The organism is Actinomadura spongiicola, from assembly GCF_003432485.1.
GTDB lineage: Bacteria > Actinomycetota > Actinomycetes > Streptosporangiales > Streptosporangiaceae > Spirillospora > Spirillospora spongiicola.
This window is the reverse complement of the sequence record NZ_QVNQ01000003.1, coordinates 465,479-476,734: the sequence shown is the minus strand read 5'-3', so window position 1 is coordinate 476,734 and position 11,256 is coordinate 465,479. Positions and strand designations below refer to the sequence as shown.

Genomic DNA, 11,256 nt, shown 5'->3' with positions numbered 1-11,256 from the left:
GGAAAGCGCTTTACGATCTTTGTCCGCCGTCCCGGGGCACGACGTCCGGGGTCGGCCGGTGCGGACGGTGGCATCCGGCGAAGATCGATGAAACCGTAGGGGCGCCGTGTTCCCTTGGAGGCCCGATGCCGCGCTCCCCATCGTCCTCGAAGACACCGAGTCCGAGACCACGACCGGGTTCCGGGCCGTCCCGCGCCCGGCGCCGCGCGGCCGTCCTCGTGCTCGCGCTCGCCGCCACCGCGTCGCTGACCGTGCCCGCGGCGGCGACGCACCCCCGACCACCGGTCAAGCAACCGGTCGCGACCGGGTACGGCGGCGCGGTGTCGACGGTCGACCCGGACGCGAGCCGCACCGCGCTGGAGGTGCTGCGGCAGGGCGGCAACGCCATGGACGCGGCCGTCGCCGCCGGGGCGACCCTCGGTGTCACCGAGCCGTACGTGGCGGCGATCGGCGGTGGCGGCTACCTCACCTACTACGACGCGAAGACCCGCCGCGTGCACGCCATCGACGGACGCGAGTTCGCGCCGAAGCGAATGGGCCCGGACGCGTTCCTCGACCCGGCGACCGGCGCGCCGCTCCCGTTCGACCAGGCCGTCACCAGCGGGCTCGGCGTCGGCGTGCCCGGCACCCTCGCGCAGTGGGACCTCGGGCTGCGCCGCTTCGGCACCCGCGACCTGGACGACCTGCTGCGCCCCGCCATCAGGATCGCCGACCGCGGTTTCGTCGTGGACCAGGAGTTCCACGACCAGACGGCGGCGAACGCGGCCCGTTTCCGCGACATCGTCCCCACCCGCGAGCTGTTCCTGCCGGACGGGAAGCCGCCCGCGGTCGGCTCGGTGTTCCGCAACCCCGACCTCGCCGACACCTACCGGCAGGTGGCGAAACGCGGCACCGACTGGTTCTACGAGGGACGGCTCGGCAAGGAGATCGTCCGGACGGTCGCCAGGCCGCCGGTGGACCCGTCCTCGACCCGGAACGTCCGTCCCGGCCTGATGACACGCGACGACCTGGACGCCTACCGGGCGCTGGTCCGCGAACCCACCCACGTCGCCTACCGGGGGATGGACGTGTACGGGATGCCGCCGTCGTCGTCCGGCGGCGCGACGGTGGGGGAGGCGCTGAACATTCTCGGCAACTTCCGGCTCGACCGGCGCGACCCGGTCACCGCCCTGCACTACTACCTGGAGGCGTCGAAGCTCGCCTACGCCGACCGCGCCCGCTACCTGGGCGACGCCGACAAGGTGAACGTGCCGCTGGCCGAGCTGCTGGCACCCGGGTTCGCCCGCGAGCGCGCCTGCCTGATCAAGCCGAACGAGGCCGCCGTCGCGCCCGTCGCGCCCGGTTCGCCGGACGGCGTCTACGAGCCGTGCGTCCCGCCCGGCACCCAGACCCGGGCGCTGGCGTTCGAGGGTCCGCAGACCACCCACCTCGTCGTCGCCGACAGGTGGGGCGACGTCGCCGCCTACACGATCTCGATCGAGCAGTTCGGCGGCAGCGGGATCACCGTCCCCGGACGCGGGTTCCTCCTCAACAACCAGCTGACCGACTTCTCCTTCCAGCCGCCCCCGCCCGGGAGCCCACCGGACCCCAACCTCCCGGGGCCGCGCAAGCGGCCGCGGAGCAGCATGGCGCCGACGCTCGTGCTCAAGGACGGCAGCCCGCGGCTGGCCCTCGGCACGCCCGGCGGGTCGACCATCATCACCACCGTCCTGCAGATCCTGATCAACCGGCTCGACCTCGGGATGACCCTGCCCGCCGCGCTGACCGCCCCCCGCGCGACACAGCGCAACACCCCGCAGGTCTTCGCCGAGCAGGCGTTCATCGACGCCTACGGGCGGGAGCTGGCCGCACGTGGTCACCGGCTGGATCCGTTCCCCGGCCCGCCCACGGGCGTCATCGGCGCCGCCACGGCGCTGGAGATCCTGCGGCCGGGGCTGGTCCAGGCGGTCGCGGAGCCGACGCGGCGGGGCGGCGGCAGCGCCCTCGTCGTCCGCCCGGTCGAGTAGACCGTGCCGGGACCGGGGGCGTGCCCGGACGGCGAACGGGAAGGAGTCGTGCCATGGCCCACGCTTACGTGCAGGTGACGACCACGACCGACTCCCGCGCCGAGGCCGCGGAGCTGGCGAAGTCCGCGGTCGCCGAGCGGCTGGCGGCGTGCGCGCAGCTCATCGGCCCGATCGCGAGCACCTACTGGTGGGAGGACGAGATCGAGTCGGCGGAGGAGTGGATGGTGCTGTTCAAGACCTCCGCCGACCGGTTCGACGAACTGGCCACACTGATCACCGAGCTGCACTCCTACGACACCCCGGAGATCATCGCGACGCCGGTGGTGGCGGGCAGCATGGACTATCTCGCCTGGATCACCGAGCAGACCGAGCCGGGCGAACGCGACGAGGCCGTGGCGGACGACACCGACGTCTGATGGCGCCTCCCGCGCCGCCGGACGTCACACGCACGGCCGGCGCGGGCTCGTCGAGAACATGGAACGTGCCGAGCCGCGCGAATGACCGTTCAACCGCGGCGCATGAGCCTCCCCACGGCCGCCATCAGCTCGGTCGACATCGCGTCGCCCTTGCCCTCCTCCGCGCCCTCCGCCACGCAGTGCCGCACGTGCCCGTCCAGCAGCCCCAGCGCCACCTTGTCCAGCGCGGCCTGGACGGCGCTGATCTGGGTGAGGATGTCGATGCAGTAGCGGTCCTCCTCGACCATCCGGTCGATGCCGCGCACCTGGCCCTCGATCCTGGCCAGCCGCGTCTGCAACTGGTCCTTGGTGGCGGTGTACCCGCGGGTGGGGGTCTCGCTCGTCGCCATCTCCGTCCTCGCAATCCTCGGGGGACGTCCCCTATGGGTACTTTATGCGCTGGCGACGATCACGGTGCCTACTCCAGGATCGAGGAGAGGGGAGTGTGGGGGAGGTTGTGGGCCTCCGCCACGTGCTCGTAGACCAGCGCGCCGACGTGGGTGTTGAGGCCCCGGGCCAGGGCCGCGTTGGACCGGAGGGCCCCCTCCCAGCCCTTGTCGGCGATCTGGACGGCGTAGGGGAGCGTGACCCCGGTGAGGGCGTAGGTGGACGTGTTCGGGACGGAGCCCGGCATGTTCGCCACGCAGTAGAACAACGAGTCGTGCACCTTGTAGGTGGGGTCGGCGTGGGTGGTCGGACGGGAGTCCTCGAAGCAGCCGCCCTGGTCGATGGCGATGTCGACGAGGACGGAACCCGCCTTCATGCCGGCGACGAGGTCGTTGGAGACGAGCTTCGGGGCCTTGGCACCGGGGATCAGCACGGCGCCGATGACGAGGTCGGCGGCGCGGGCCTCCTGCTCGACGGAGTAGGCGCTGGACACCAGCGTGCGGAGGCGGCCCTGGTAGATGGCGTCGATGTGGCGGAGGCGGTCGACGTTGACGTCCAGGACGGTCACGTCCGCGCCCATTCCGACGGCGATCTGCGCCGCGTTGAGGCCGGACACGCCACCGCCGATCACGACCACCTTGGCCGGGGACACCCCGGGCACCCCGCCGGGCAGGACGCCGCGGCCCCCGTTGGACGCCATCAGGTTGTAGGCGCCGACCTGCGGGGCCAGGCGACCGGCGACCTCCGACATCGGGGCCAGCAACGGCAGGGAGCGGTCGGGGAGCTGGACGGTCTCGTACGCGATCGCGGTCACGCCGGCGGACAGCAGCGCGTCGGTGCAGGCCCGGGACGCGGCCAGGTGGAGGTACGTGAACAGGACCTGGCCCTGGCGCATCCGCGGGTACTCGGGCTCGATGGGCTCCTTGACCTTGAGGATCAGGTCGCCCTCGGCCCACACCTCGTCCGGGCCGTCGAGGATCTTGGCGCCCGCGGCGACATAGTCGTCGTCGGGCACGGCGGAGCCGAGTCCGGCGCCGCGTTCGACGAACACCTCGTGGTCATGGCGGGTCAGCTCGTGGACACCCGCCGGGGTGATGGCCACGCGGTACTCGTGGTTCTTGACCTCGCGCGGGACGCCGATCTTCACGGGAGCCTCCGTTGACGGTGACCGGTGGTACGTCTCCAGCGTGGTGGCCGGACGGCGCCGTGCCCACTTGCAGTGTGTAAGTTCATCCCCGGTCCTGATGACAGGGTGTAATTCCCGCAGGAAGTAGGGGCGGCGCGGCGAGCGACGGCGGACGACCCGACGGGCGGTTTGCGGCGTCACACGACGAGAGGCCCTCGGTGCACGGGAACCGAGGGCCTCTCGCCATCCGCCGACCGGTCGCTACCTGGGAGTGAGCCCGAAATCGGCGTCTCGTCCGGTAATCGGGTCCGTCGAGCCTCTGTGACGGGTTCCGGTTTCCGGTGAGACATGAGTAAGTTACATGGGCTAATCCTCCTCGGCAAGTGCTCTGAGCATGTAATCCCAGGCTTTCTTTTGAGATTGCGCCTCGTTGTTACATGGGCTATAGTCGTTCTCGCCCGGTCCGGAGATCGGATCGGGCGGGTGTGATGGCCGCACCGTGGTGATGGGACCGGCCTGCCCCTTCTTCGGGGGGAGAGGGGGCAGGCCGGTTCGGCCGGATCTCGCCCTGGAACCACCGTGCCGGTTCGCCGTGCCGGCACGGTCCGCGGGTGCGCGTCCGCTCACGGGGGGACCCGGCAGCGCCGCCGCGCTGCCGGACGGAGCTGGACGCCCCGCCGATCCGCACCCCCCGGCCTCGTGCCGGGGGGTGCGCCGCTTTCCGGGAGTCGCCTGCCCGGAGCCGTGTCGAATATAGGGATATTTCGCTTGACCGTACCCCATCTCCGGGCGGGGCAGGGTCCATTGGTCATGCGCGGAACCTCCCTTCTCGTGCGTCGGTCGGCCCGCGTTCTCCGACAAGAGTAAATGAGATGTTCCCGTGACCTGCCGAGTCTTTAGCCCATGTAACAATAGGTCCGCATCGCGACCGTGGCGGGAGGGCTCATTCCGGAGCCCTCGGCCAGGAGAGAGGAGCCATGGAGGGTAACGCCAACATTCTCGGCTTCGAGCGGATCCATGGCGGCGCCGATTCGGCGCTTTCGGTGCTGCTCGCGGCGCTGCTCATCTGCTCGCTCGCGGTCCTGTGGGAGCGCTGGCGGCACGGTCGGCGCAGGTCGTGCGCCTGCGGGTGCGGAAGCCCGCTGAGGCGCTGCGAGACACCGGCGTCCGCGCCCGTGAGGGGCGCGCGGCGCGGACGTGGACGTCACAGGAGAGGCAGCCATGCACGAACAGGACAGGCACGAACAGGACAGGCAGGAACAGGACAGGCGCGAACGGGACAGACGCGAACGGGACCGGTGCGAGGGACCCCAGCGGGGCTGCGCGCAGATACCCACGCTGGAGATCGTCCTCGGACGGCTGGCGGATCGGTCGCTCCTGGAGCCGCTGCACGTGTGCTCCCAGTGCGGCGCCTGCCTGCTGACGGTGCACGGGGTGTGGCCGGAGGGGGCGCCCAGCCCGTTCAGGATCGTGCGCCTGACCGTGCTCCGGCGGCGGGTGCCCGCCCACGGGACGGGGCGGTACCCGTCCCGTCCCCGTCGCGCGGTCGAGGCCGCCCGCCCGGCATAACGAGGGAATACAGCGAGATAACACGGTGAAATAGCACGGCGAGGACCCACGGCGAGGGTCCATATGGCGAGGGACCGGGGCACGCGGGGGCGGCCCCGGTCCCTTCTTTCGCCGCCCGGCGACTCTGGCGGCGAAGGAAGGGAACGCGGCGGGAGAACCGGCGGTGGCCGGAGAACGCGGAGCCGTCCGGCCGCCGGCCGTGCCGCTTTCGGCAATTTCGGGATGGACGAGGGCGGCCCGCGCGGCGTGCGTCAGGCGTGGTCGCGCAGTTCCAGCGTCCAGTATCGCCAGCCTGCGAGTTCGCCCTCGTCGATATGGCAGGGCGGTGGCAGTTCGGTCACGCCGTAGCCGTCCAATACATCGTCCAACCAGGCATTGTCCTGTTCGGTGATGTCGTCCGGGCGGTCGCAGGCGATGAGCATTCCGCCGGCCACGAAGACGATCGCGCCGCCCGCGGGTGAGATGAGTTTCGCGTCGGCGATCTCCCGCGCGAAGGCCACTGACCCGATATCGCTCACCCTGCCTCTCCCAACCCCGGCGTGGTAGCGCGCTGCCCTTAAGGATGTCTTCCAAACACAAACGTACAAGAGTGACACGGCTGACAACAGGGCAACATGGGGTCCAATGTGTTTTCTGTTCTACCCGTGTCGGGCCGCGTAGGATTCTTTCGGCTCGGAGATCCGTTCGTACTGCGGATCGGCCCGCTCCTCTTCGGGGGTGCGGCTCGACCGGTACAGGCCGCATTCCGGGTCGTACCGGATGATTTGATTGTCGGCGCGCAGGTTGCGTACGGCGGTCACGTACATCTCGCGGATCGACCCGGCCAGGTTCTCGACCCCGAGCTGCCGGGCCCGCGCATGGTATTCCAGCAGCCGGTAGAGGCTTTGATTACGCTCCTGGCGCGGCAGGTTCGGCCATGCCTCGAATTCGCGGTCGGCGCGCACATGGCGCGCCCCGACGGTGATTCCGTACTCCGTTCGGAGGCGTTCGCGGTTACGCTGCACCCAGACCCGGACGTAGCTTTCCGTCACCTCGTCGTCGACGAGCACGCTCAGCCGCTGGGCGTACCCCCGCCACGGCAGTTCTTTCCCGTGTTCGCGCCACAGGAGCAGGAAGTCCTCATCGCGAATTCTGCCCATGCCGATTCTCTCCAGTGCTCACTCCCAGGCCCCAAGTGTAGGGCCGCCGACCAGCCCATACCACCGGGACGGGACTCGCCCGATCACGGACGGTGGCGGCCGCGGCGCGTGCCCCGAACCCCGGCGCCGCGTATCTCTAACGCCCCTATTACCAGTAAACCCCGCGAATCGGACAGGATAGGGGAACGGCCCCGGCCGCGAATTGAATGTCGATCATGATTGCCCGGGTTCCATGGGCTCCGTCCGGATCGGGCCAGGCTCACGGGGGCGGCGGCGGAAGCCATTCGGCGGCGATCGCGACCGTCAGTTGCTCCAGGAGCGGACCCGCCCGGCGGACGCGGCGCTCCGGATCCGGCTCGATGTCGGCCAGCGCGTACGCCGCCTGGATCCGCGCCTTGCGAAGCTGCTCGCCGGTGAGGCCGCGCCTGCCCGCCACGGCGATCACGGGCGCGCCGGCCCGCGCGGCGGCGCGGGCCACCCCGACCGGTGCGGTGCCGCGCAGCGAACGCGCGTCGAGGGAGCCCTCGCCGGTGACGACCAGATGCGCGCCGCGCGCCTTCTCGGCGAACCCGAGCAGGTCGAGCATGAAGGTGGCGCCCGGCTCGATCGTGGCGCCGAGGAACGTGAGGGCGGCGAAGGCGACGCCGCCCGCCGTCCCCGCCCCGGGGACGTCCCGGGAGGTCCTGCGGGACGCCGCCTCGGCCAGGTCGGCCCAGCGCCGCAACCCGGCGTCCAGCACCCTGACCTCGTCGCGGGACGCGCCGCGCCGGGGCCCGTCCACGGCGGCGGCGCCGGAACGGCCCAGCAGCGGGCCCGCGGGATCGCCCGCCACCACCACCTCGATACCCGACATGTCAGGCAGACCGCGCAGGTCGAGGGCGTGCAGGGAGCGCAGCGCGGCGCCGCCGGGCGGCAGGTCCTTGCCGAGGGCGTCCAGGAGCCGCCCGCCGAGCCCCTGCACCAGGCCCGCGCCGCCGTCGGTGCAGGCGCCGCCGCCGAGCCCGAGGACGATCCGGCGGGCGCCGAGCCGCACCGCGTGCGCGAGCAGCTGACCAGTTCCGACGCTGGACGCGACGAGCGGGCGCGGCCTGCCGTCCGGCAGCCGCCGCACCCCTGACGCCTCGGCCAGCTCCACCACGGCGCTGCGCCCGTTCAGCGCCAGATGCGCGGTGACGGGAAGGCCCGTCGGCCCGCACACCTCGACCTCGACCCGCCGCCATCCGGCCGCCACCGCCGCGTCGACCGTGCCCTCCCCGCCGTCCGCCACGGGCAGCTCCACCAGCGGAACGTCCGGCCGGACGCGGCGCAGCCCGGCCGCCAGATGGCCCGCCGCCTGCGCCGCGGTCAACGCTCCCTGGAACCTGTCGGGCGCCAGGAGGACATGACCTGGCGGAGACGGGTGGGGGGGAGAGTCCGCGGACACCACAGCCACGCCTTTCGCGCCGGGGGGTAAGGCCCTACCTTCTGCTTACGTCATGTCGGCACTATTTGACACCCGGCGGCGGGTCCGGAACCGCGAAATGAACGGAGAGTTACCCGGAAACGTTCCGGGACCGTGAGACGCGGCCGCTACCGGACGCCGAGCCACCCCTCGATCGGCTCGATCGCGAAGAAGATCAGGAACAGCGCCACCACCGGCCACAGCCAGACCGAGACCTCGCGCCACCGGCCCCGCGCCAGCTTGATCAGCGCGTAGCTCACCATCCCGCCGCCGATCCCGATCGTGATCGAGAAGGTGAACGGCATCAGCACGATCGTGAGGAAGGCAGGGATGGTGAGGTCCGGATCGGTCCAGTCGACCTTGGCGACCTGCGTCATCATCAGCGCGCCGACGACGACCAGCGCGGGCGCCGCGGCCTGCGCCGGGACGGTCGCGGCGAGCGGCGTGAGGAACAGCGTCACCGTGAACAGCGCGCCCGTGGCGAGGTTGGCCAGGCCCGTCCGCGCGCCCTCCCCGACACCGGCCGCCGACTCCACGAACACGGTGTTGGCGGACGAACTGGTGACGCCGCCGAACGCGGCGGACACGCCGTCCACCGACAGGATCCGGCCGAGCCGCGGCACCTCGCCCTTCTCGTTCAACAGGCCCGCCTCGTCACTGACCCCGAGGATCGTGCCCATCGCGTCGAAGAACCCCGACAGCACCAGCGTGAACAGCACGACCAGCGCGGTGATCACCCCGGCCTCGGCGAACCCGCCGAACAGGTCGAACTCGCCGAACAGCCCGAAGTCGGGGACGGCGAACAACTCGTCCGGCATGTTCGGCGTGACGACGCCCCAGCCGCCCTGCTTGACGGACGCGTTCTCCTGGATGACCACGGCCGCGACCGTCCCGACCACGATGCTGAGCAGGATGGCGCCCGGAACCCGCCGCACGTACAGGACGATCATCAGCAGCAGGGTGAGGACGAACACCAGCGCGGGCCACGTCGCCAGATGACCGCCGGTGCCGAGGGACAGCGGCGGGCTCGTGGCGCTGGAGGTGACGAACCCCGCGTCGTAGAGGCCGACCAGCGCGATGAACGCGCCGATGCCGACCGCGATCGCGTGCTTGAGCGCCAGCGGGATCGAGTTCATGATCCGCTCGCGGATCCCGGTGAGCGCCAGCACCACGATCACCGCGCCCTCGATCACCACCAGGCCCATCGCCTGCGGCCAGGTCATCACCGGCGCCGCCTGGAACGCCACGACCGCGTTGATGCCGAGGCCCGCGGCGAGCGCGAGCGGCGCGTTCCCGACCAGCCCCATGATCACCGTGGTGATCGCCGCCGACAGCGCCGTCATCGTCGTGAGCTGCGGGATCGACAGCGTCGCCCCGGTGACGTCCTTCGCCCCGCCGAGGATGATCGGGTTCAGCAGGATGATGTAGGCCATGGCGAAGAACGTCGTGACGCCGCCGCGCAGCTCGCGCGCCACGCTCGTCCGGCGCGCGGCGAGGCCGAACAGCCGTTCCAGCGGTCCGCCTCCGCCCGGCGGCCGTGAATCGTCGGTCGCGGCGGCGTTGGTCTCGGGCATGAAGGGAGCTCCGCCTTCCACAGCGCGATCTCGAAAATGGCGTGCACAGGTTAGCCGGTATAGCCTGCTGACCGGCCGTGATCTCGGCACACTGAGGATCGAGTCGACTTCATCCTCGTCCTGCGCGCGCTCGCGCAGTCGGCGAGCATCCCCGTAGGCGGTGGTCAAACGATGGATCGGGAGACACTGGGGCAGCGCATCCGCGCCCTGCGAATCCGGCAGGGCGTGAGCCAGGCGCAGCTCGCCTTCCCCGAACTGTCCGACAGCTACATCTCGCTGATCGAGAGCGACAAGCGCGTCCCGGCCCCGAGCGTCGTGGAGCTCCTCGCGGCGAAGCTGAACTGCTCGGCGACCTACCTCGTCAGCGGTGTCAGCGAGGACGTCGTGGACGAGCTGCGCGTCACGCTCGACTACGCCGAGATCGCGTTGAGCAACGGCGCGGCGGCCGAGGCGCGGGCCCGGTTCGCCGAGGTCCTCGCCAGCGCCGACGCGGTCGCCCTGCCGGAGATGCTGCACCAGGCGCGTTGGGGGCACGCCCTCGCGCTGGAGTCGGCGGGCGAGCTGGAGCGGGCCATCGCCGAGCTGACGGCGCTGACCGAGGAGGCGTCCGCCGAGACCGACCTCGACCACTGGGCGAAGGTGCACGTCGCGCTGAGCCGCTGCCTGCGCGAGCGCGGCGACATCAGCGCGGGCGTGCGGGCCGCCGAGAACGCGCTGCGGCACCTCATCGCGACCGGCGCCGACTCCACCGACGCCGCCGTGCACATCGGCGCGGCGCTGCTCGCCGCGTTCATCGAGCGCGGCGACCTCGTCCGCGCCCGGCAGCTCGCGACGCAGCTCGTCGAGCGGGCCGAGCGGATCGGCGGCCCCCGCGCCCGGATGGTCGCCTACTGGGAGGCCGCGTACGTCGCCGAGATCCGCGGCGAGTACGAGGACGGCGTCGCCCTCGCCGAACGCGCGCTCATGCTCGCCGGTGACGGCGAGGACCCCCGCAACCTCAGCCGGCTCCGCGTCATCTACGCCGGGCTGCTGCTGCGCGCCAGGCCCGACCAGGCCGCCCGCGCCCGCGAGCTGCTCACCCGCGTCCGCGACGAGATCAACGCCAGCGCGTCCGGGGAGATCGACGTCGCGTGGTGCCTGACGGAACTGGCCCGTGCGGAGACCGCGCTGGGTCGTCCCGCCGAGGCGGTCCGGCTCGCCGAAGAGGCCCTCGACCTGCTCGGGGACGCGCCGCGCCGCGCCACCGCCGGGGCCCTGACGGTGCTCGGCGAGGCGTCGGTGCGGCTCGGCCGCCGCGACCGCGCCGTGGAGGTCCTGACCCGCGCCGCCACCTGCCTGGAGGAGATGGAGTCCTCCCGGGAGGCCGCGCAGGCGTGGTTCGACCTCGCCGAGGTGCTGGCCGAGACGGGCACCGCCGAGGAGCCCCGCATGGCCGCCTACCGTCGCGCCCTGACCTGCGTCGGCGTGTGACCGGACGCCCCCCGGCGCGTCGCCCTGGACTGGAACAAGGCCGGGCGTGACTGGTGCCAGGGGCTCAGTAGGGTAGGGGCAGCCCCCGT

General features: G+C 71.7%; 10 protein-coding genes. 4 read left to right on the top strand and 6 right to left on the bottom strand.

From position 1 onward, the window contains the following. The first annotated feature begins 125 nt into the window (after positions 1-125). Entirely contained in the window at positions 126-2,006 is a 1,881-nt protein-coding gene (gene ggt / locus D0T12_RS10935) for a gamma-glutamyltransferase (protein ID WP_117399391.1), read from the top strand. Between the two features lie 53 nt (positions 2,007-2,059). Continuing rightward, complete coding sequence (cutA, locus tag D0T12_RS10930; RefSeq protein ID WP_117399390.1) at positions 2,060-2,422, top strand: divalent-cation tolerance protein CutA; 363 nt, start codon at positions 2,060-2,062, stop codon at positions 2,420-2,422. An 89-nt stretch (positions 2,423-2,511) separates the two neighbouring features. Here the strand turns inward: cutA and D0T12_RS10925 are convergent, their stop codons facing one another. Both D0T12_RS10925 and ald read right to left on the bottom strand, forming a co-directional pair. After that, a complete protein-coding gene (locus D0T12_RS10925) occupies positions 2,512-2,811 on the bottom strand; it encodes a metal-sensitive transcriptional regulator (RefSeq protein ID WP_117399389.1) in 300 nt (99 codons plus the stop codon). Positions 2,812-2,879: 68 nt separating this feature from the next. Further along, positions 2,880-3,995 carry an alanine dehydrogenase gene (gene ald, locus D0T12_RS10920; protein WP_117399388.1) on the bottom strand — a complete coding sequence of 372 codons (1,116 nt, stop codon included), beginning with the start codon at positions 3,993-3,995 and terminating at the stop codon, positions 2,880-2,882. 1,200 nt (positions 3,996-5,195) lie between these two features. Between ald and D0T12_RS10915 the strand changes: the two genes are divergently transcribed. Further along, positions 5,196-5,543, top strand: coding sequence for a hypothetical protein (locus tag D0T12_RS10915; RefSeq protein WP_117399387.1), 348 nt, complete (start codon positions 5,196-5,198; stop codon positions 5,541-5,543). Positions 5,544-5,794: 251 nt separating this feature from the next. Here D0T12_RS10915 and D0T12_RS10910 read toward each other — a convergent pair whose 3' ends face one another. From D0T12_RS10910 to D0T12_RS10895, 4 genes are all read right to left on the bottom strand, one after another. Further along, positions 5,795-6,061, bottom strand: a complete 267-nt coding sequence (locus tag D0T12_RS10910) for a hypothetical protein (protein ID WP_147339474.1) — start codon at positions 6,059-6,061, stop codon at positions 5,795-5,797. A 120-nt stretch (positions 6,062-6,181) separates the two neighbouring features. Next, positions 6,182-6,682: a hypothetical protein gene (locus D0T12_RS10905; protein ID WP_117399385.1), complete on the bottom strand. Its 501-nt coding sequence runs from the start codon at positions 6,680-6,682 to the stop codon at positions 6,182-6,184. Between the two features lie 259 nt (positions 6,683-6,941). Continuing rightward, positions 6,942-8,108 carry a glycerate kinase gene (locus D0T12_RS10900; RefSeq protein ID WP_407642064.1) on the bottom strand — a complete coding sequence of 389 codons (1,167 nt, stop codon included), beginning with the start codon at positions 8,106-8,108 and terminating at the stop codon, positions 6,942-6,944. A gap of 143 nt (positions 8,109-8,251) precedes the next feature. Beyond that, positions 8,252-9,697: an NCS2 family permease gene (locus D0T12_RS10895; protein ID WP_117399384.1), complete on the bottom strand. Its 1,446-nt coding sequence runs from the start codon at positions 9,695-9,697 to the stop codon at positions 8,252-8,254. A 171-nt stretch (positions 9,698-9,868) separates the two neighbouring features. Between D0T12_RS10895 and D0T12_RS10890 the strand changes: the two genes are divergently transcribed. Next, complete coding sequence (locus tag D0T12_RS10890; RefSeq protein ID WP_117399383.1) at positions 9,869-11,167, top strand: helix-turn-helix domain-containing protein; 1,299 nt, start codon at positions 9,869-9,871, stop codon at positions 11,165-11,167. The last annotated feature ends 89 nt before the right edge of the window (positions 11,168-11,256 follow it).